Origin of the sequence: Halobacillus halophilus, from assembly GCF_020171985.1 — a bacterium.
Lineage (GTDB): Bacteria > Bacillota > Bacilli > Bacillales > Halobacillaceae > Halobacillus > Halobacillus halophilus_A.
In genome coordinates this window covers 1-19,887 of the sequence record NZ_JAIVAL010000013.1, presented here as the reverse complement: position 1 = coordinate 19,887, position 19,887 = coordinate 1, and the positions used below count along the sequence as shown (strand labels likewise).

20 protein-coding genes are annotated in these 19,887 nt (G+C 40.6%); 14 read left to right on the top strand and 6 right to left on the bottom strand.

Annotated elements, in window-relative coordinates; all coding sequences use genetic code 11:
- Positions 1-363: 363 nt before the first annotated feature.
- Positions 364-1,224 carry an alpha/beta fold hydrolase gene (locus LCM11_RS16890; RefSeq protein WP_224895467.1) on the bottom strand — a complete coding sequence of 287 codons (861 nt, stop codon included), beginning with the start codon at positions 1,222-1,224 and terminating at the stop codon, positions 364-366.
- A gap of 232 nt (positions 1,225-1,456) precedes the next feature.
- Here LCM11_RS16890 and LCM11_RS16885 point away from each other — a divergent pair, with 232 nt between their 5' ends.
- Positions 1,457-1,882 (top strand): pyridoxamine 5'-phosphate oxidase family protein, encoded by a 426-nt coding sequence (locus LCM11_RS16885; RefSeq protein ID WP_224895466.1) that lies wholly within the window; start codon positions 1,457-1,459, stop codon positions 1,880-1,882.
- Between the two features lie 320 nt (positions 1,883-2,202).
- On the opposite strand, the gene LCM11_RS16880 is transcribed toward LCM11_RS16885, so the two are convergent.
- Entirely contained in the window at positions 2,203-3,579 is a 1,377-nt protein-coding gene (locus LCM11_RS16880; protein WP_224895465.1) for a DUF2254 domain-containing protein, read from the bottom strand.
- A gap of 153 nt (positions 3,580-3,732) precedes the next feature.
- Between LCM11_RS16880 and LCM11_RS16875 the strand changes: the two genes are divergently transcribed.
- Both LCM11_RS16875 and LCM11_RS16870 read left to right on the top strand, forming a co-directional pair.
- Positions 3,733-4,179 (top strand): GNAT family N-acetyltransferase, encoded by a 447-nt coding sequence (locus tag LCM11_RS16875; protein ID WP_224895594.1) that lies wholly within the window; start codon positions 3,733-3,735, stop codon positions 4,177-4,179.
- A gap of 79 nt (positions 4,180-4,258) precedes the next feature.
- Entirely contained in the window at positions 4,259-5,713 is a 1,455-nt protein-coding gene (locus LCM11_RS16870; protein ID WP_224895464.1) for an aldehyde dehydrogenase family protein, read from the top strand.
- A 47-nt stretch (positions 5,714-5,760) separates the two neighbouring features.
- Here LCM11_RS16870 and LCM11_RS16865 read toward each other — a convergent pair whose 3' ends face one another.
- The gene (locus LCM11_RS16865) at positions 5,761-6,948 is read right to left on the bottom strand and encodes a pyridoxal phosphate-dependent aminotransferase (RefSeq protein WP_224895463.1); all 1,188 of its coding nucleotides are present in this window, start codon (positions 6,946-6,948) and stop codon (positions 5,761-5,763) included.
- A 225-nt stretch (positions 6,949-7,173) separates the two neighbouring features.
- On the opposite strand from LCM11_RS16865, the gene LCM11_RS16860 reads away from it, so the two are divergent.
- Both LCM11_RS16860 and LCM11_RS16855 read left to right on the top strand, forming a co-directional pair.
- Positions 7,174-8,502, top strand: a complete 1,329-nt coding sequence (locus LCM11_RS16860) for an FAD-dependent oxidoreductase (RefSeq protein WP_224895462.1) — start codon at positions 7,174-7,176, stop codon at positions 8,500-8,502.
- A gap of 83 nt (positions 8,503-8,585) precedes the next feature.
- Positions 8,586-9,671: a nitric oxide synthase oxygenase gene (locus LCM11_RS16855; RefSeq protein WP_224895461.1), complete on the top strand. Its 1,086-nt coding sequence runs from the start codon at positions 8,586-8,588 to the stop codon at positions 9,669-9,671.
- A 26-nt stretch (positions 9,672-9,697) separates the two neighbouring features.
- Here the strand turns inward: LCM11_RS16855 and LCM11_RS16850 are convergent, their stop codons facing one another.
- On the bottom strand, positions 9,698-10,480 hold the full coding sequence (locus LCM11_RS16850) for a carbon-nitrogen family hydrolase (protein ID WP_224895460.1): 783 nt from the start codon (positions 10,478-10,480) through the stop codon (positions 9,698-9,700).
- A gap of 119 nt (positions 10,481-10,599) precedes the next feature.
- Between LCM11_RS16850 and LCM11_RS16845 the strand changes: the two genes are divergently transcribed.
- From LCM11_RS16845 to LCM11_RS16825, 5 genes are all read left to right on the top strand, one after another.
- A complete protein-coding gene (locus LCM11_RS16845; protein ID WP_224895459.1) occupies positions 10,600-12,345 on the top strand; it encodes a sensor histidine kinase in 1,746 nt (581 codons plus the stop codon).
- Positions 12,342-13,079 carry a LytR/AlgR family response regulator transcription factor gene (locus LCM11_RS16840; protein WP_224895458.1) on the top strand — a complete coding sequence of 246 codons (738 nt, stop codon included), beginning with the start codon at positions 12,342-12,344 and terminating at the stop codon, positions 13,077-13,079. The genes LCM11_RS16845 and LCM11_RS16840 overlap by 4 nt, the downstream gene beginning before the upstream one ends.
- Before the next feature lie 140 nt (positions 13,080-13,219).
- Positions 13,220-14,662 (top strand): carbon starvation protein A, encoded by a 1,443-nt coding sequence (locus tag LCM11_RS16835; RefSeq protein WP_224895457.1) that lies wholly within the window; start codon positions 13,220-13,222, stop codon positions 14,660-14,662.
- Positions 14,663-14,839: 177 nt separating this feature from the next.
- Entirely contained in the window at positions 14,840-15,115 is a 276-nt protein-coding gene (locus LCM11_RS16830) for a GNAT family N-acetyltransferase (RefSeq protein WP_224895456.1), read from the top strand.
- Between the two features lie 101 nt (positions 15,116-15,216).
- Positions 15,217-16,098 carry a diacylglycerol/lipid kinase family protein gene (locus LCM11_RS16825; protein WP_224895455.1) on the top strand — a complete coding sequence of 294 codons (882 nt, stop codon included), beginning with the start codon at positions 15,217-15,219 and terminating at the stop codon, positions 16,096-16,098.
- A 42-nt stretch (positions 16,099-16,140) separates the two neighbouring features.
- Here LCM11_RS16825 and LCM11_RS16820 read toward each other — a convergent pair whose 3' ends face one another.
- On the bottom strand, positions 16,141-16,359 hold the full coding sequence (locus tag LCM11_RS16820) for a hypothetical protein (protein ID WP_224895454.1): 219 nt from the start codon (positions 16,357-16,359) through the stop codon (positions 16,141-16,143).
- A 591-nt stretch (positions 16,360-16,950) separates the two neighbouring features.
- Between LCM11_RS16820 and LCM11_RS20525 the strand changes: the two genes are divergently transcribed.
- Positions 16,951-17,658 (top strand): lytic transglycosylase domain-containing protein, encoded by a 708-nt coding sequence (locus LCM11_RS20525; protein WP_318246157.1) that lies wholly within the window; start codon positions 16,951-16,953, stop codon positions 17,656-17,658.
- 28 nt (positions 17,659-17,686) lie between these two features.
- On the opposite strand, the gene LCM11_RS16810 is transcribed toward LCM11_RS20525, so the two are convergent.
- Positions 17,687-18,238, bottom strand: coding sequence for an NADPH-dependent FMN reductase (locus LCM11_RS16810; RefSeq protein WP_089752298.1), 552 nt, complete (start codon positions 18,236-18,238; stop codon positions 17,687-17,689).
- Between the two features lie 197 nt (positions 18,239-18,435).
- Between LCM11_RS16810 and LCM11_RS16805 the strand changes: the two genes are divergently transcribed.
- The 3 genes from LCM11_RS16805 (at position 18,436) to LCM11_RS16795 (ending at position 19,647) form a co-directional block, all read left to right on the top strand.
- On the top strand, positions 18,436-18,717 hold the full coding sequence (locus LCM11_RS16805; protein ID WP_224895453.1) for a YkvA family protein: 282 nt from the start codon (positions 18,436-18,438) through the stop codon (positions 18,715-18,717).
- A 76-nt stretch (positions 18,718-18,793) separates the two neighbouring features.
- On the top strand, positions 18,794-19,210 hold the full coding sequence (locus LCM11_RS16800; protein WP_224895452.1) for an organic hydroperoxide resistance protein: 417 nt from the start codon (positions 18,794-18,796) through the stop codon (positions 19,208-19,210).
- 152 nt (positions 19,211-19,362) lie between these two features.
- On the top strand, positions 19,363-19,647 hold the full coding sequence (locus LCM11_RS16795) for a hypothetical protein (protein ID WP_224895451.1): 285 nt from the start codon (positions 19,363-19,365) through the stop codon (positions 19,645-19,647).
- The last annotated feature ends 240 nt before the right edge of the window (positions 19,648-19,887 follow it).

Genomic DNA, 19,887 nt, shown 5'->3' with positions numbered 1-19,887 from the left:
ACTAGCCTCTATTTATATAACAAATTCAATGGAAAGCCCGTGATTTTGTTTTGTGAGTTAAACAAAATTACGGGCTTAGTTTTAGTTGGATTTTACGACAAAAAAATAGATTGAAAATTTCGTTAAAAGGAGTATTATAAAGATCAACGATTCATATAGTGATTCAATGAGGAGGGATTGCGTTGGTCTGGTTCCATGCAATATTTTCTGTACGGTATTTATTTATCGGGTTCTTTTCATTGACAGCGTTAAGCTTGGTTACTTTCCAATCCGTAGCAATATTTCAAGCATTTCTAGATTTTTTTGAAGTCTTTCACCGGAAATAAAGAAAAGAGACCGGCTTTCTCAGGCTGGTCTCTTTTTCTATTCGTTTGGCTTTTCCCAAAGAAACTCTCCAAGTATCCGATCCACCTCGGGATACTCATGTAAACCAGAGTGGGTAGCGGAGTTACCAAATACAACTTCTTCTCTGTAACTGCCAAAAGGTACAATGGATTTCATTGCTTTAACGCTTGAAACATGGACAAGACCATCCCAATGGTCGCTCTCCTCTTCTGAGGAATTAATAACCCCCGCTATAACAAGTGTATCTACACCTTTAGGAAAGAATTCCTTTCTAAGGAACATCGATTTCAGAGCTTCAGATTCCGGTTTAAGATCGTTAGCGGCTGGACTTGAATGCACTTCAAAATAACCTTCTTTGTGAATTCCTTTAAAGGGACTGGCAATAACAGCTAATTTTTGAACAATAGGATATTGGTCTTCCTGATAATGAAGCAAAAAGTTAGTGGCGGCCAATCCTCCCATTGAATGGCCGACCAGATTAATCTGCTGAATACCATGACGTTCTTTTAATCGGTGGATGACTTCTTGGAGCCATATAGTCTGCTGCTTTAAGCTGGCACGATCATTCTCAAAAAGAACCTGAATGAATGGTTCCATGTTAGGCGGAAGGCTCCCTCTTAAGGTTACATGTCCTTGCCGGGATACATAAGCTATCATACGCTTGGATCCTACATTTTGCTGCTCAAGACGATTCATCATCGTATTAAAGGTTCCTGGCCCTCCTTTAAAACCGTGTATGAATACGGTAGGGGTAATTTCTCCGTTTTTTTCTGAACTTGTAGGTTTAGAATTCGTTAAAAATATAAAAATCCCTAAAAGAAGGGAAGAAAGTAGAACGAGGATGAATTTCTTTTTATTACTGAACACGCTGAAGAACATTAAGTTTCCTCCTGAAAATTACTTTCGCTGAAATACAAAAAAAACATTAAGAATCAACTATAAAACCAGTTTAACTTTAGCATACCCACTGCAGGGAAAGGGGAAACAATATCAAATTCTCCAATCCAAGCGCTTTATGGATCATCAGGGAAATAACCCACTGGGATGTTTATATTTAACAGTTGGAGGGGAAAACTGGAATTATAATCAGCTACATGAAAGGAGAATACCATTGAATCAAGAAGAACTAAAGAAAAAAATTTATAACGTTATGGATCAGCATAAAGTAGGAACACTATCTACAGTAAAGGATAAAAAACCTCATGCCCGTTACATGACATTTTCAAATGATGAAGATTTCACATTCTTCACTCCCACAGACCGCGATACTCATAAAGCGGAGGAAATTGAGGAAAATCCTCATGTTCATATCTTATTAGGCTATGAAGGAGAAGGTTACGGAGATACGTATTTAGAAGTACAAGGCCAGGCTAAGATCCGCGATGATCAGAAGATGAAAGACTGGTTATGGACGGAACAAATGGAGCGTTGGTTCTCAGGAAAAGGAGATCCAGATTACATCGTTCTTGAGATTATGCCTGAATCCATCCGTCTAATGAATGCAGACGGAGATACTCCTGAATCACTGGATTTATAATAAGCTGACAGAAATAAAAAGCATTTGAGATACCAATCTCAAATGCTTTTTTCCATTTCAATACGTTGTTAGTAACGAGTTATTAAAGTAAAGGGCCGATTAGTTGAAGACTCAATAAGATGGTGGTGATGGCCCATTGCATCAACCTCCTAATCTAATATATGAATATATGCTCATATACGTAATAAAAAAAGCTGTTAAGGTGTCAACATGAAACAATATTAATGTGCCCAACACATTTTTCAGGCTGAGCGTCCCCTTATTCAGAAAAGGGGTAAAGAAGAAATTGCTAAAAAAACTCCAGGAAAGCCCTGGAGTTTTTATTTTTTTTCAGGATAGAAACGGCGCTCAATAGCATAGTACCCATAAAGATTATTAGTTGCAAGAGCGAGTCGCTTAACCTGATCCAGTAAAAATGTTTTATCAAGCTGATAGACTACTTTCTTCTCAATATGGTCAAGCGTATTATACGCGAAATCCCATATGGCTTGATGTTTAGAGGAATCAATGGACTCAGCGACCATAGCAAGAGCACCGACAATTTCAGTAATGATTAAATGATTATCTCCTGCATAGTGGCGGATATAACCAAAACCGCGATAAATATAATATTCAAATGTTTCATTTAAGAGTACAATTCTAACCTGTCCATCACTGTCGGTCAGGTAAGGGGTGAAAGTAATATAGTCTTCGACTGTAAGCATTAATTCAGCCATTTGGTGAATTGTATTGGTTGCTGTTTTGGGATCATCATTCCCCAGGGACTTTATTCCAATTTCAGCTAGTTTGTGCATCCCCATCTGAATATCCTGAAGTTCAGTTTCTTTATGACCAATTTTAATCATACTGTAGTAGAGTTCTTCATCCACCAAGTCAGCACCCGGTCCCCAGTAACTGATTAGCTTATTCGTCTGCAATATATAATCTCCCACCTGTGAATGGAATTTAATGATTACATTGTCCTTGCGTGCCTGCTCAATCATACTCCTATAATCAACTAATTGAACATATCCGGACCTTCCTGCTACTATGGTTTGAGTATTTTCTTCGTAATCCTGCAGCAGATCGCCTGCCTGCTTGGTTCTGAAAGGCTCCAGATCCTCACTCAAGGTATTGTTGATCATCGCTTGGGATGACTGTTTCATTGTTTCTGTAATATTATGGACCTGCATCCATGTCGTGGCATGATTGATGAAATAGATAAATGTAAGAGAAGCTATAAAGACTAATATGATCGTAATAATCGGGACGGCTACGAAATATTCGTAGGAAGTATTCCCAATAAATAAAAACACAAGCAGTACATAAACAAAACTGCCATTAAATATACCAAGAGCGTGCTGGGTTCGTCTATCTGCCACGAAGTTAATCAGCATTCGGGGTGAAAATTGCCCACTAAAGGTTGTAAGTACAACTAAGAGGGAGTTTAACGTGAAGGCGCTTAGTGTTAAAAGACCGCCAATTAACGTGCTGACCAGCATACGAGTTATTTCAGCATTAATTCGGAAAGATTGAAATGTATATTGCTCCAGTTCTACGACTAAATCAAGTACAAGAGTAATAGCAACAAACAGGATCGACGAGGATATATAAATTAAAGGCATATACCATAGAGTCGATTGAACCTCTTGCTTACGCTGCTGTTTAGTCATTTTAAAATATTTCTTGAGCGATACGGGTAATAAGTCCATCAGCATATAACGGTTTCCTCCTTTGCATATAAGGTACACTTTCCCTGCAGGAACTTGTATTAAAACTGTAAAATTATATTTATAAAATAAAAATTTTGTCTTTCTATATATACTTTCGATATAGTGGAAAGAAATAAGTGAAAATAAGAGGTGGTTGAACTGAGTTGGGTACATAAAACTTACAAAGATCTTACAAAAGATGAATTGTACAAGATCCTTAAGCTAAGAGTTGAAGTCTTCGTAGTAGAGCAAGAGTGTCCTTATCTTGAAGTCGATGGCCGTGATGAAGAATGTATGCATATCTGGTTAGAGGAAAATGGGCAACTCTACGCTTACTGCCGTATCCTTCCCCCTGAGACCGAAGAAGATTATTATGCGATTGGGCGTGTCATTGTTATAAAAGAAAAACGCGGACAAGGATATGCGAAAGAATTAATGGAAAGAGCTATTACATTTTTGCGGGATGAATGGAAAGCGGAGCAAATTTGGCTGCATGGACAAGAATATTTAAGAGGTTTTTATGGAGCATTTGGCTTTAGGGAAGTAACGGATGTTTATTTGGAAGATAATATTCCGCATGTAGATATGCTTCTGGAGTTTGATTGAGCTTCCATAATGTTGCTGAGGTTTAAGTAAGGAACGAGAGTGGAACATACTACCCCACACAGTAAAATGGAGGTATAATATGAGTCCACAAACTTATTTTAAACAATATATTAATGGGGAATGGAAACCAGGTTCAAGCGAGAAACAGATTGAAAACATAAATCCATATACCGAACAGACTATTACCACAATTCCTTCTGCCAATGAAGATGATTTAAACGAGGCTTACCGATCAGCTGAACAAGCCCAAAAAGACTGGGCGGACTTGCTTCCAGCTAAGAAACAGGGCTATTTTGACAGCTTGTTATCGGTAGTTAAGGAACGTAAAGATGAAATTATAGACTGGCTTGTCAAGGAAGCGGGGAGTACCCTGGTCAAAGCAGAAGTGGAATACCAGGCCGCAGTATCCATTATTAAAGAATCTTCTTCTTTTCCTACAAGGATGTCTGGCGAGATACTTCCTTCTAATACTCCCGGTAAAGAAAACCGGGTATATCGTTATCCGAAAGGAGTTATAGGAGTGATTGGCCCGTGGAATTTTCCATTCCATTTGGCTGTGAGGTCTATCGCTCCTGCGATTGCTACTGGAAACACAGTGGTGGCCAAACCAGCATCAGAGTCTCCTGTTACGGCAGGCTTACTGATTGCTGATTTATTTGAATCAGCCGGATTTCCAGCAGGAGTACTGAACGTAGTAGTAGGAAGAGGTTCAGAGATCGGGGATGCCTTTGTCACACACCCTGTACCTAAACTGATTTCCTTTACTGGATCAACAGAAGTAGGCAGTCACATTGGAGAACTTGCCGGGAAGCATATCAAAGATACGGCACTGGAGCTTGGAGGCAACAATGCTATGATTGTTCTGGATGACGCTGATGTAGAAAAAGCGGTGGAAGCGGCTGCATTCGGCAGGTTCCTGCATCAGGGTGAAATTTGCATGTCAATCAATCGCTTGATCGTGCATGAACAGGTTCATGATCAGTTCGTCGAAGCATTCAAAGAAAAAGTGGAAACCTTAAAAGTTGGTGACCCATCTGAAAAAGATACAACAGTTGGTCCTTTGATTAATCATGAAGCCATCGAGCGTATTCAGGAAGATCTGCAGGCTTCCCTGGATCAGGGAGCTACCTTGCTTACAGGTGGTGATTCAGAAGGAAACATTATGCACCCTACTGTTTTAACCAATGTTACCAATGACATGCCAATTGCAAGCAATGAGGTTTTTGGTCCTGTAATTGGAATCATTAAGGTTTCAAGTGAAAATGAAGCCATTACAGTGGCGAATGATACTTCCTATGGATTAAGTGGATCGGTATTTACAGCCGATGTACACCGTGGTGTTGAAACAGCAAAACAAATCAATACAGGTATGATTCATGTAAATGATCAGTCTGTAAACGATGAAGCGCATGTAGCCTTCGGCGGTGAGAAAAGTTCCGGACTTGGCCGCTTTGGAGGAGAGTGGGCTCTCGACAAATTTACAACGGTTAAATGGATTGGTGTCATGAATGGATATCGCAAGTTTCCATTTTAATAAAGTAAATAAACGCCCTGAGCAAAGAAAAGCTCAGGGCGTTTATTCTATCCAATATTATTTTTGTCAGCAAATTTTTGGAATCTGGATATTGCATCACGTAAGGTTTCTTCAGAGTTATTCAAACCAATCCGAACGAATCCTTCACCGTAATCACCAAACCCAATACCCGGGGCTACAAACACCCCGACTTGCTCGAGCAGGGCATCGGCGAATTCTTCAGAGGAATAGCCATTAGGTACGTGAACCCACATGAAGAAAGATCCTTTGCATGGCTGGACCTGGTAGCCGCTGCTTTTTAGCCCGTCTAACAGTAAATCGCGTCGTGCTTCATAAGTAGCATTTAGCTCTTGGACACATTCCTGTGATTCTAACAAAGCTGTAGCAGAAGCTTCTTGCACAGCTCCGAAAAGGCTCACAAAATAGTGATCCTGGACAAGTTCCAGTGCTTCCACCACACTTTGGTTTCCTACGGCAAACGCCACTCGCCATCCTGCCATATTATAGGTCTTGGACATGGTATAAATTTCGACTCCAACATCTTTGGCGCCAGGAACCTGCATAAAGCTTAACGGTTTCTGCCCATCAAATCCGATGGCTCCATAAGCAAAGTCGTGGACTACACAAATATCATTGGCATCAGCGAGTTCGATAGTCTCTTCAAAAAAAGCCTGATCTGCCATTGCCGAGGTTGGATTGTTGGGGTAGTTAAGAAACATAAGTTTAGCCTGTTTAAGGACCTCTGGATCCATCGAGTCATAATCAGGCAGGAAGTTGTTTTTCTCTAGAAGCGGCATAGGTTCCATAACGGCGTCAGTCATAGCTACTCCTGACCAGTAATCCGGATAACCAGGGTCTGGGACTAAGGCCGTATCCCCGGGGTTCAAGAAGCATTGGCTCAGCTCTACCAGGCCGCTTTTACTGCCGAATAGTATAGCTACTTCTGAAGAGGGATCAAGATCAACGTCATATTCTCGTTTATAATACGTTGCTACAGCTTCTTTCAGAAAATCAAATCCTTGAAAAGGGGGATACATATGGTATTCAGGGTTTTCGGCTGCTTTTTGCAGCGATTGTACGATATGTTCAGGGGTAGGCTGGTCAGGGTTACCTTGACCAAGATTTAGTACATCTTTTCCCTTTTGTTGCTGGAAATCGTTTAATTTCTTTACAAGCTTTGCAAAGAATTGATCTGGTAAACGCTGAATGGCATCAGATTGCTTATATTGTTTCATTCTTTTCCACCTCGGCTTATTATTTGAATACTCTCACAACTGAATAATATGGATAGTGTAACATGTCTTTATCCGGATAGGGAATACTAGGAGCAATATACATTAGGAAAACCAAACTAAATACTACATAGAAAAACCAAAATGTAAGATTTATTATTAGTCGAAATTTTGCAGGTCGGTATTTTTGGGTATGCATAACTAGAAGAAAAAGAAGGAGTGGTAGGAATGAAAATTGTAATTTTAGGTGGAGACGCAGCAGGTATGAGTGCAGCTATGCAGATTGTACGTAACAGTGAAGGAAATGAAATTGTGGTTTTTGAAAAAGGAGAGATAACCTCTTATGGTCAATGCGGTCTTCCTTATGTTGTGAGCGGCGATGTCAAATCGACCGATGACTTAATTGCCAGAGAGCCACAAACCTTTCGCGATAAGTATGGAATTGATGTACGTACTTCCCATGAGGTTACCAGGGTAGACTGTGATCATAAAGTAGTTTATGGTGTCGATCATAATACGGGCCAAGAGGTTGAGGAGTCTTATGACCGGCTTTTAATTGCTACAGGTGCGAGTCCAATAATACCTCCCTGGGAAGGCCGGGATCTTGAGGGGATCTTTTCATTAAAAACTATACCAGATGTACAGGCTATTATGAATGACTTAAATCATTCCATTGAAAAAGTCACGATTATCGGCGGTGGCTATATTGGCTTGGAAATGGCAGAAAGTCTAGTTGCTCTGGGTAAAAAAGTACGAATTATTGATCGTGGTGCCCAGCTCGCAAAGATTTTTGATGAAGATATGGCTGAACTCATCCATGAAGAAGCAGAGCGTCATGGAGTAGAATTGAATTTGGGTGAGTCTGTTGAAGAATTTAGAGGTCAGCATCGAGTAGAATCGATCGTCACAGATAAGGGTGAGTATGAAACTGACTTTGTTCTGGCTGCTACAGGAGTCAATCCTAACACATCCTTTTTAGAAGGAACTGGAATTTCTAAAGGAGTGCAAGATTCAATCAGTGTTAATGCTTTTATGGAAACAAGTATTATGGACATTTATGCAGCAGGAGACTGCGCGGCACAGTATCACCGGCTGAAACAAAAACTGGATTATGTACCTTTAGGGACTCATGCCAATAAACAAGGTCAGGTAGCAGGACTGAACATGGTGAACAAGAGAAAGGCATTTCAAGGTGTGGTTGGCACTTCGATCTTAAAGTTTTTTGATTTAACTCTTGGCCGTACTGGATTATCTGAAAAAGAAGCAACCAGTGAATATATTCCTTACGATACGGTTTCTATTAAATCAACCCATGCAGCTGGATATTATTCTAAAGAGGATCCAATGACGCTTAAACTTATTTATAATAAAGAAAGCAGAGAACTGTTAGGAACTCAGATTATAGGCCATGCCGGTACGGACAAGCGGGTCGATGTTATTTCTACCGCCCTTTATCATCATATGACGATTGATGAGCTGGCTGATCTTGATCTGGCGTATGCGCCCCCTTATAACAGTGTTTGGGATCCTATCCAACAAGCGGCGAGAAGAGCGTAAAGAAGAAGGATCCAGGCATTCTGTTCACGCACGGCGCTGTGGTACTATGGAAACAGGATTAACAATACAGGGGGATCTTGACGTTGAATAGGGAGTTACTTCAAAAAGCAGAACAGTTTATTTTTGAGTGTTATGAAGAACTGGGACGGACGGGCGCCGGTGAAAGAGTCAAAGAGATTGAACGATCAATTGAAGATACAGGTACTTATCAGCATACTTTCGAAGAATTAGAATACGGAGCAAAAGTCGCATGGAGAAATAGTAACCGCTGCATTGGGCGATTATTCTGGAACAGCTTACAAGTATTTGACCAACGCCACTTGCAGGACGAGAAAGAGATTCGGGATGCGGTGTATGAGCACATGGACTATGCTACAAACGGGGGCCGAATTCGATCGACTATTTCGGTGTTTAAACCAAAACAGGGGGATGAGGAAGTTCGATTCTGGAATCATCAGCTGATCCGTTACGCAGGGTACGAAATAGACGGGGAAGTGGTGGGCGATCCGGCTTCTGTTGATTTTACCCGCCAATGCGAAGATCTGGGCTGGCAGGGCAGCGGAGGAAGATTCGATGTTCTGCCCCTTGTGGTACAAATTGATGGTTCTAAGCCTCAATGGTTTAAAATACCGGAAGATCACGTTCTGGAAGTTCCTCTTCGTCATCCAGAGTTTAGGTGGTTTAGTGATTTTGGTCTGAAGTGGTATGCTGTGCCATTTATTTCAGATATGCGGCTGGAAATTGGCGGTATTGACTATACAGCAGCACCTTTTAATGGCTGGTATATGGAAACTGAAATCGGCGCGAGAAATCTGGCTGATGAATTCCGTTATAATCTATTACCGAATGTAGCTGAAGCCATGGGCTTGAATACGAGAAGAAATACTTCCTTGTGGAAGGACCGGGCTTTAATCGAATTGAACCAGGCGGTTCTGTATTCCTTTAAGCAGGATAAGGTGAGTATGGTAGATCATCATTCCGCTGCCCAGCAGTTTCAGCTTTTTGAAAAGAAAGAACGAACCTGTGGAAGAGAGCCTACAGGAGACTGGACTTGGCTGATCCCTCCTGTTTCTCCTGCCTCGACTCATATCTTTCATTCGTCTTACACAGATCGGATGGACACGCCAAATTTCTTCTATCAAACAAAAGCATACGAAAAAACCCTTTAGATGAGAGTTCTAAAGGGTTTTTTAGGTTATTCGTAGAGATCTGGTCTTCGGTCCTGAAAAATAGGTATTTGTTTACGGATAGCTTCTACATCTGTGAAATCAACTTCCCCATAAAGAATTTCTTCGTCACCTGATCCCTCTGCGACTACATTTCCCCAAGGATCTACAATGAGGGAATGTCCGCCAAAAGTATTCGCAGGATCCGATCCTACACGATTGGATGCAATAACAAAGCACTGATTTTCAATAGCCCGGCTGATTAACAGATTGCGCCAATGATCTACCCGGGGCTTTGGCCACTCTGCTACGACAAAAAGGGCTCTGGATCCATTAAGCATGTGAGTCCTCATCCACTCAGGAAAGCGAATGTCATAGCAAATAACCCCAGCAGCGGGCACACCGTTAAGTTCAAAATTTCCCTTTTGGTCGCCTGAATGAAGATGCTTCTCTTCGTTCATTAATCGAAAAAGGTGAGCTTTCCGGTACTTTGCAATGCGCTCGCCCGCGGAATTATAGGCAACAAACGTATTATAGAAACGTCCTTCCTCGCTCTCCGCAATTGACCCAAGAATGGTTACCTTGTGTTTGGAAGAAAGGTTCATGAGCAGTTGGTGTGTCGGACCTTCCATGGACTCGGCCAGCTCATCGAACCTGCTTAGATCGTACCCTGTTGTCCATAGTTCAGGAAGTACAATAATTTCACTTCCATTGCTGGCTGCTTCTTCAATTTTTTTGGTCGCATGTGCCCGATTCGCTTCAGGGTCACCAAATGCGATATCCATCTGAATAATGCCTGCTTTTACTGTCATCTAATCACCTCGAACTTCTTTGTTTATCAAAAATCATACCATGAATTTACCCGAGTATGAAACGTTTTCAGACATGCTACAATAATAAATAGATGAAAAGGATAGAATGGAGGGTAGAGATGTTTGAATTATTTCTACCGATGCTTGAACGTTTGGGCATCATTGTTACCGTTGCTTTTATCATTACAAGATTTCGCTTCTTTCGGGAACTTATTGACCGTAAAGCCTTAAATCGAAAGCAGCATTATATGGCAATTGTTTTCTTTGGCCTGTTTGGAATGATTGGTACCTACACAGGAATTACGTATGACACTCAATCATTCGAATTTGGGAGTTGGGCTTATGAACTGAATGAGTCTGAAGCCATTGCAAACTCTAGAGTGATAGGAATCGTAGCCGCCGGGTTATTTGGTGGGTACCGAATCGGGGCTGGGGCAGGTTTAATTGCCGGGTTACACCGATTTTCTCTGGGAGGATTCACAGGATTGGCATGTGGAATCTCAGCTATTGTAGCAGGGGTCATTGCTGGATTTTTTCATAAAAAAGATCAACCATTAAAGCTGAAAACAGCTCTTTTGGTGGGAGGTCTGGCTGAAACTATTCAAATGGGGATTATTTTAGGAGTCGCACAACCCTTTGAGAGAGCTTGGGAACTTGTTCAGGAAATCGGACTGCCAATGATTGTGGCCAATGGTCTTGGATCTGCGTTGTTTTTATTAATTATTCGAAACGTGCTAAATGAAGAGGAAAAAGCCGGTGCTCTTCAAGCTCAGAAAGCATTAAAGCTCGCTGAATCCACTGTTTCACACCTTCGTCAGGGGTTAACGGAGAACTCTGCTCAAAAAGCCTGTCAGATTATCTATGAAGAAGTGGGGGTAAGCGCTATTTCCATGACGGATAAAGAATATATTCTTGCTCATGTCGGACAGGCAGATGACCATCACCAGGCGGGAAGCACCATTCAAACACTCGCTACGCGTGAAGTTATTCAAAAGGGTGAGATGGTTATCGCCGGACAGAGGGATATTAGCTGTGATCATACCGGCTGTCCTTTAGGGGCAGCTGTAATTGCTCCTTTAAAACGAAAAAATGAAACGGTCGGTACTTTAAAGTTTTATGTTCGTTCCGAAAAAGAAATCTCAAATGTATTGATTGAATTGATCCAGGGACTAAGTGCACTGCTTGGTCAGCAGCTGGAAATCGCTGAAGCAGAAAAAGCCCAGGAACTGGCGCGCGAAGCTGAGGTAAAAGCTTTGCAGGCCCAGGTTAATCCGCACTTTTTATTTAATTCCCTGAATGTAATTGTCTCACTCACCCGAACGGAACCTGACAGGGCGAGGTCTTTGCTCATTGCTTTATCTAAGTTCTTTCGACAAAACCTTGGAGCGACTACAAAAAGGTGGACATCCCTTGCGGAGGAGTTATCCCACGTGAAGGCTTATTTATTAATTGAAGAAACACGGTTTGTTGATAAACTGCATGTATATTACGATATAGAGGATCAAGCCCTCACGGCGAAAATCGCGCCTCTTACTTTACAGCCCTTAGTGGAAAACTGCATTAAGCATGGAATAAAAGATCAAGAGGGCGATTCGGAAATTATGATTCAAATTAAATATCTCACAGAGGGAGTTCGTGTATCTGTTAAAGATAACGGAAGCGGAATAATGCCGGAACGCCTTCATCATTTAGGTTTGGAAGAAGTTGATTCTGAAATAGGCACGGGTCTGGGCTTATACAACGTAAACAAACGACTGGAACTATTACACGGAAAAAATTCTAAACTGCAAATAGAAAGTGAACCTGGGCAGGGAACGAGGATTTCTTTCCTCATTCCTCATCATAAAGAGGAGGTGTCGGGATGAAAGGACCTATTCAAGCGATAGTCGTAGATGATGAGCGCTTCAGCCGGGAAGAATTAATTCACCTGTTAAAGCAACACGAGACTATTAAGGTAATAGGAGAAGCAGAGTCTGGGGACGCGGCTATTATGAAAGTCCTTCAACTACAGCCGGATGTTCTGTTCTTAGACGTGGAAATGCCCCGAATGGATGGAATGGAGGTGGCGAAGGCTGTTCAGGAATTGAAAAAGGTTCCTAAAATTATTTTTGCTACAGCCTATCCAGACTTCGCAGTAGATGCCTTTCGACACGACGCCATCGATTACCTTCTTAAGCCTTTTGACGAGGAACAACTAAAAGATGCAGTGGTTAAATTAGAAAAAAGATTCGCTCCTCAAATGGATGCAGCTCAAACCTTTAACCAAACACCTTCAAAGCTTGCAGTAGAAGGTGAAGATAATATTCATTATCTTAATCCTGAAAGCATAGTATATGTTTATCGCGAGGAGCGGTGGACAAAAATCGTAGGAAAAACCCACACCTATAAAACAAGGGCTCCATTAAAGGAAGTAGAACATCGTTTGAGAGGTTTCCCGTTTTTTCGCATTCATAAGAGTTATCTCGTAAACTTAAATTACGTGGACAGGCTGACACCTTGGTTTAATGGGGCTTATCAATTAGAACTTCAAGGCACAGAGGAGAAGCTATCGGTCAGCCGGAATTATGTTAAAGATTTAAGAAAGCAATTAGAACTTTAAACCCCGACTTGTATTTTAGACCGGGGTTTTTACATGTTAACCAGAATTTTCGACATGTTAATCAAAATCCCTCCGTATGTAAGCGTTATCTTGATATGATTCTTGTAAGCGATTACAAAGAGAGTGAGGGAGGAACTATTATGATTACGTTTCTAATTAGTATCGGACTTTTAATCATTGGTTATTTTACGTACGGTAAATATGTCGAAAAGGTATTCGGGGTAAATAAAGACAGGTCGACACCGGCTTACACTCATAGCGATGGTGTGGATTACCTGCCGATGAATCAAAAGAAAAATGCTTTAATACAATTATTAAATATAGCTGGGGTAGGGCCTATATTCGGTCCTATATTAGGAGCGCTTTATGGACCAGTGGCTTTTCTCTGGATCGTTCTTGGTGCTATCTTTGCCGGGGCTGTTCATGACTATCTTACTGGAATGATTTCCATTCGCAATCGAGGAGCTCACTTACCTGAACTGGCTGGGAAGTTCCTTGGGAAAGTAATGAAACACGTCGTCAACGCTTTTTCTATCTTACTATTGCTTCTGGTTGGGACCGTGTTCGTTACGGCTCCAGCGGATTTACTTCATAACATGACGAGCAGCTGGCTGAGTCTGCCGATTATCCTGCTTGCCATCTTTGCTTATTACTTATTAGCAACGATGCTGCCAATCGATAAAATTATTGGACGTTTCTACCCGATTTTCGGAGCTCTGCTTTTAATCAGTGCTATTGGTGTAGGAGTCTCATTGGTCGTAACGGGAGCGCCAATTCCTGAATTGACTTTAACCAATATGCATCCGGATAATGCACCGATCTTTCCTTTATTATTTTTAACCATCTCATGTGGGGCACTGTCAGGCTTCCATGCTACACAAACCCCAATTATTTCACGTACGACCCAGCAGGAAAAACAAGGTCGTCGCATTTTCTATGGAATGATGATTGCTGAAGGAATTATTGCTATGATCTGGGCAGCCGCAGCTATGAGCTTGTTCAACGGTTCAGGTGGTCTGAACGAAGTATTGGCAAGCGGCGGACCTGCAGCGGTTGTCAGTGAAGTTTCCGTAGCCATGCTTGGCGCTGTCGGAGGAACCCTCGCTATACTTGGTGTTATTATTCTGCCTATTACTTCTGGAGATACAGCTTTCCGCAGTGCTCGAATGATTATTGCAGATTATATTAAAGTACCCCAGAAGAAAATAATGAGCCGTGTTTGGATTGCAATTCCAATGTTTGTCATTTCATTCGTGTTGACGCGTATTGACTTTACTCTTTTATGGAGATACTTCTCCTGGGCGAATCAGTCGACAGCGGTTATTGCCTTGTGGGTAGGTGCGATGTACTTGTTCTTATCTCGCAAAAATTACTTTATTGCCGCTATACCAGCAACCTTTATGACTATGGCAACCTTTACGTACATTATTAACGCTCCGATTGGGTTCAATCTTCCTTTAAATATATCCTATCTATTGGCAGCGATTATTACAGTGGCCATTGTCACAGCTTTTTTCATTGCCGCGCGCCGTGGCTTAAGCAAGGATATTCCATTAGAAGAAGATTTAAAACCAACGGCTTGATAAAACATCCATCAGAGAGACCTGATGGATGTTTTATTTATCCTAAAATTTACTTTCTCCTTTCATGCGGAAAAGACGTTAAATGTCTAATTTTGTAATCAAAAAAGATTTGGTGAATATTTATTCCTTATTCAGGGTATGGTTCTTGTAGGACAATTGAAAGGAGAGATAGATAGTATGAGTAAAGCTATTCAAAATGATCAAGGAAGATTTTATATAGGCGACCAGGGGAAACCTGATGCACATCTGGATTTTGAAGAACACGGAGATACTATGAAAATCTTAAGTACAGTTGTTGTACCTTCTGAAAGAGAGAACGGGCTTGGAAGTGAATTAGTCGATCATGCCGTTAACTATGCGAGAGAAAATAAACTTGTAATTGAACCTGTTTGTTCCTTCGCTCATGAGGTAATTAAAGATACTCCAGAATACCACGTGGTTTGGAAAAAATAGTGAAGAACACTGACTAATCAAAGTTGTGATTTTCATCGTTTCTTCCTCTGAGTAATAAGAGATGAATAAACTAACCAGAAAAAATTGTGAGGGGGATATACATGAAGAGAGCAATGCTGATTGTCAATCCTTCATCAGGAAAAGAAGAAGCAGTAGATTATGTAGAAAAAATTGAAGAAATCTTAAATGGTAAAGGATATGAAGTTAAGGTATCTCAAACAGAGAAAGAACTCGATGCTATGAAATATTGTCAAACCGCTTGTAAGGATGAGTTTGATTTAGTGGTCTCCTTAGGCGGAGACGGTACATTAAATGAGACGATAAATGGAATGGTAGATCAGACCCATCGTCCTTTACTTGGCATTGTACCACTTGGCACTGTAAATGATTTTGCAAGAGCTCTAAATATCCCATTAAATCCCGATAAAGCCGTGGAAGTGCTTGGATCAGACCGTTCGAAAAAAGTTGACATTGGTCAATTTAACGATCGTTATTTCGTGAATATTGTAGCTGTAGGTGCACTGGCTGAAGCTACTTATGAGGTTAGTCCAGAGCAAAAAACCAAATTTGGTCCGCTTGCTTACGCTATGGAAGGAATAAAAACTTTATCTGGTGATACGGGCTATCCTTTAAGGATTGAATATGAAGATAAAGTTTGGGAAGGAGAATCTTTTCTTTTCCTTGCTGCTTTAACAAATTCCACAGCAGGATTAGAAAATCTCTCGCCTCAGGCTGAAGTAAACGATGGAATCTTACATTGTTACGTTATTAAAAATGTAAACCTCGTTCGCCTGGCTACTATTGTGTCGTCTGTTCTGAGAGGGAATCTTAAGGATCAGAGTGATGTAGAGTATTTTACTGCGCAGAATTTGGAAATAACGTCTTCCGAAAAACTGGTTACCAATGTAGATGGAGAAGAAGGAGATTCACTTCCAGTATCAATTCATGTTAAACCATCACATATCGATGTAATCGTGGAATAACGAAAAGCTGTCTCAGAATTTGCCGAGACAGCTTTTTGTATTCTAGTGGTGTTTATGCTTATAGAAGAGACTGAAAAGTGCTGAGAATATAATCACGAATGAGAATAAGGCCAACCCAATTGCCCCTACGTAGAAGAACAATGCTGAAAAGAAATCACTTCCGGCTACTGCTCCAAATTCAGATAGCCAGAGTAAAAAGAAACTCGCCACTACCGCTGCTAAGTACCCAAATAACGAATTATCACATTTAAACCCAACCATTTTGCACCCCTCCTTTACTAACAATATATGTGTTTTCAATCGCCAATATTTCTGTACGTCGAAATTTTTTTGTTACTCAATAAGGGGTGTCGGTGGACAAACTGGGCTATAAATGAAAATAATGAATGAGATGGAAAAAGACAAAAAAAAGACCCCTCTTTGCAGACCAAAGAGGGGCATGGTAGTGCGCTTCTAAATGAAGGGAGACATACCATGAAAGCTACAGGTCTATTTTTCCTGGCGGGGAAAAATAGAAAGGGTGATTCGACGTAAGAGACAAAAGAGAACAGATATAAGTCCAGTAAAGCGGAAAAAACATCTCTGTAGACCATAAATCTTTATTAAATAACTATATTCGAGGGAATGAAATAGTTAATCATCTCTTTTGATAATATTATTGTATCATTGATAACCTTCCTTCTGCTTTGGGAAAAAGACTCCAAGAACCATTAAATCATTAGTGTTTTTTTGCTCTGTTTTTCTCAACTTTTGGATTCAAATGGAAAAAAAGGTATTATTTTGACGAATTTCATTGTAGGAAGCAGGAGGATGAGGTAAACTTTAGTTACTAATGGACAATGAGGTGGATGTATGAATTTTGGCAGCTTGAATTTGTTGATTCAAATGCAGACCATGTCTATGATGAGCCTTTATTCAAATGAGAATCAAAACAAAAATGAAAACAACAGAGATATGACTTTCCAAAACTTATTGGAAGCAGCCTTCTCACAATCTCCTTCAACAAGCTCTCTTCAGCAACAGGCGAGAGTAGCCAGCTTTACAACATTTCATGCCCAGCCGATACATACAGAGTCAACTAAAGCTTCTCAAGAAGCTACTGTATCTGATGACAGCCATAAGGCAGATAAAATGAGTCAATCAGAAGGGTCAAAGCAAGTAAAGGAAATAGATGATACAAAAGGAAATGACCAGAATATTGATCAAATTATCAAACAGGCTTCTCAACATTACGAAGTAGATGAAAAGCTGATTCGATCAGTTGTACAGGCAGAATCCAATTTTGATGCGGATGTGGTCAGCCACGCTGGAGCACAGGGGCTTATGCAGCTGATGCCCGCAACGGCTGAAGGATTAGGGGTGAAAAACCCATTTAATCCTGAAGAGAATGTGATGGGCGGGACAAAATACTTAAAACAGATGCTCGATCGTTATGATGGGAATTCTCGTTTAGCACTCGCTGCGTATAACGCGGGACCAGGGAATGTAGATAAATATGGAGGGGTTCCACCATTTCAGGAAACTCAAAATTATGTGAGTAAAGTATTGTCTCATGTATAAAAGCCTTGCCACTTTTGTGGCAAGGCTTTTATTTATCCAATTCGATCTCTTGACTCATTTGCATGTATTGATTAAATACTTTAATCATTTCCTGAAGACGGTTTCGAACGTCTTCATCAATCAGTTCACCTTGAGTAGAGAAATGATTAGTGTGAGTGTACACGTAATTAGGTGTAACCATGCACCTAAAGTAGTTTAGAATCGGCTTAAGCTGGTTTTCGATGACCAGATGGTGTTGCAGCGTTCCGCCGTTCGCTACAATGGATACGGGTTTATACCGCATAGCGAGCGGGGATACAGCATCAAACACATTCTTTAAAGTTCCTGGTATCGAACCTTGGAATATAGGAGCCGCAATAACATAAGCGTTTGCATTCTCTACTTCTTTAATGAGCTGCTGCATGTCTTCATTATATTCGTCTGTCGGACGGCCATCTACAAATTGCAGTTCATAGTTTTCTAAATCAATGATTTTTGTTTCGTGCGATTCCGGCAACATTTGAATGTATTTGTCAATTTCATCGAGTAATGTCCTCGTTTTCTTTCCGACTATAGTACCATTCAATAACAGGATTTTCATTAAAGATTTCTCCCCTTTATTTCTTCCGGCATTCTTTATAAAAAGGTTGTAGCATGTATATATGTAACGATCACAACCAAGAGCAGGAACTTTTCTTTTTATGTTAAAGCATACGTTTTAATTAAGCAATTGTGACTGAAGGAGTAAAAATTAGTGTCCTCAGGGTATAGAAATAGACAAGGGAAAGGAGGGGGCTGGTGTTCAGATTATGGCGCAGAATTAAATTTGTCTTTAATGTAAGGAAATCCGTTCCATTTATGCTGCGTTTTTTTCGTTCAAAAGAAGTGAGCGCAAGAAAAAAGTGGCTTTCGGTATTGTTCCTTTTTGGTTATATCCTCTTTCCATGGGATGTGATTCCTGACTTCCTGATTTTATTAGGAATATTTGATGATCTAACCGTATTTACTTATATTACTCAATGGATGGTGAAGACTGCTCCTTCATCATTAAAACAAGAGTATAACATTGAAGAGAAGTAGTGAGGTTTAAAGATGGGGGATTTGAGGTAAACCTATGTTGTGAATGGTTATAATACAAAATCAAGGAGTGATGATATTGAGTAACGTAATGTTTACTGCTCATGCAACAGCGCAAGGCGGACGTAATGGCCATGTCAAATCTGATGATGGTTTAATTGACCAGAATTTAGTTATGCCGGGTGAAAGTGATGAAAAAGGATCTAATCCTGAACAACTCTTTGCAGCTACTTATTCCGCTTGCTACGATGGCGCTTTAAACCTAGTTGCGAGCAAGAAGAAGAAAGATATCGATTCTGAAGTCACTGCTGATGTGAGTTTACTAAAAGATGAAGCAGATAATGGTTTTAAAATAGGTGTGGTGCTGAACGTACAAGTGAAAGGTGTTTCTCAGGAAGAAGCAGAGGAACTTACTCAGGAAGCACACAAAGTATGCCCTTATTCTAAAGCTACAAGAGGCAATATTGATGTAGAAATTAATACAAAAGCCGTATAATAAACCGGTAGAAGCACCTCCAGAGTTAAATCTGGAGGTGTTTTTTTGTTAGGGAAAAGTACAAAATTAATCTTATTGATGGTCTATAAGCGTTTTCAATTCATATATGTGACACGTTTGTGGTATTTTAAAGTCGAAGGAGATGTCTTTATATGAATATAACAGATGGGGCTAGAGATTTGTTACTTCAGATTCTCGAAGAAGAAGAGGCTGCCTGTTTACGTTTGTACTTTGCAGGATATGGATGCGGAGAGCCTGACATTGGAATGACAATTGGTGAGCCTGAAGCAGATGATGAATTATATCATTTAAACGCTATTCCAGTAGCGATTGATAAACGAATTGAACACTTGACCACAGAGTTAACCATTGAAGGGAAACAAACGATGGAAGGACCTAAGTTTCAGATGGTCGGCTTACCCGAAAAGGACTGCTAGGCAAAAAAAACAACCCACATGACTAGAATGTGGGTTTATTTAAATATTTTATAAAACGTGTTTTATTGCTAATTTTTATAAAAGGCTTATTCCACTAAAGGGCCGGTTTGTTGAAGACTCCGTTTCGAGATATTGTGTGGAGAAAGGGGCTCCAGGGAACGGCTCGCTTTCCGCGGGCATGTGCTGAGCTTCCTCGGGCTTAACAGCCCTGCGGGATCTCACCGATCATGTTCATCCCGC

Bases quoted from the DNA above. Each gene is read 5' to 3' on its own strand.
- LCM11_RS16810 (WP_089752298.1), bottom strand. From the start codon at position 18,238: ATGAAAATCCTGTTATTGAATGGTACTATAGTCGGAAAGAAAACGAGG.
- LCM11_RS16870 (WP_224895464.1), top strand. From the start codon at position 4,259: ATGAGTCCACAAACTTATTTTAAACAATATATTAATGGGGAATGGAAA.
- LCM11_RS20525 (WP_318246157.1), top strand. From the start codon at position 16,951: ATGAATTTTGGCAGCTTGAATTTGTTGATTCAAATGCAGACCATGTCT.
- LCM11_RS16840 (WP_224895458.1), top strand. From the start codon at position 12,342: ATGAAAGGACCTATTCAAGCGATAGTCGTAGATGATGAGCGCTTCAGC.
- LCM11_RS16845 (WP_224895459.1), top strand. From the start codon at position 10,600: ATGTTTGAATTATTTCTACCGATGCTTGAACGTTTGGGCATCATTGTT.
- LCM11_RS16830 (WP_224895456.1), top strand. From the start codon at position 14,840: ATGAGTAAAGCTATTCAAAATGATCAAGGAAGATTTTATATAGGCGAC.
- LCM11_RS16850 (WP_224895460.1), bottom strand. From the start codon at position 10,480: ATGACAGTAAAAGCAGGCATTATTCAGATGGATATCGCATTTGGTGAC.
- LCM11_RS16890 (WP_224895467.1), bottom strand. From the start codon at position 1,224: ATGTTCTTCAGCGTGTTCAGTAATAAAAAGAAATTCATCCTCGTTCTA.
- LCM11_RS16880 (WP_224895465.1), bottom strand. From the start codon at position 3,579: ATGCTGATGGACTTATTACCCGTATCGCTCAAGAAATATTTTAAAATG.
- LCM11_RS16865 (WP_224895463.1), bottom strand. From the start codon at position 6,948: ATGAAACAATATAAGCAATCTGATGCCATTCAGCGTTTACCAGATCAA.
- LCM11_RS16835 (WP_224895457.1), top strand. From the start codon at position 13,220: ATGATTACGTTTCTAATTAGTATCGGACTTTTAATCATTGGTTATTTT.
- LCM11_RS16825 (WP_224895455.1), top strand. From the start codon at position 15,217: ATGAAGAGAGCAATGCTGATTGTCAATCCTTCATCAGGAAAAGAAGAA.
- LCM11_RS16820 (WP_224895454.1), bottom strand. From the start codon at position 16,359: ATGGTTGGGTTTAAATGTGATAATTCGTTATTTGGGTACTTAGCAGCG.
- LCM11_RS16795 (WP_224895451.1), top strand. From the start codon at position 19,363: ATGAATATAACAGATGGGGCTAGAGATTTGTTACTTCAGATTCTCGAA.
- LCM11_RS16860 (WP_224895462.1), top strand. From the start codon at position 7,174: ATGAAAATTGTAATTTTAGGTGGAGACGCAGCAGGTATGAGTGCAGCT.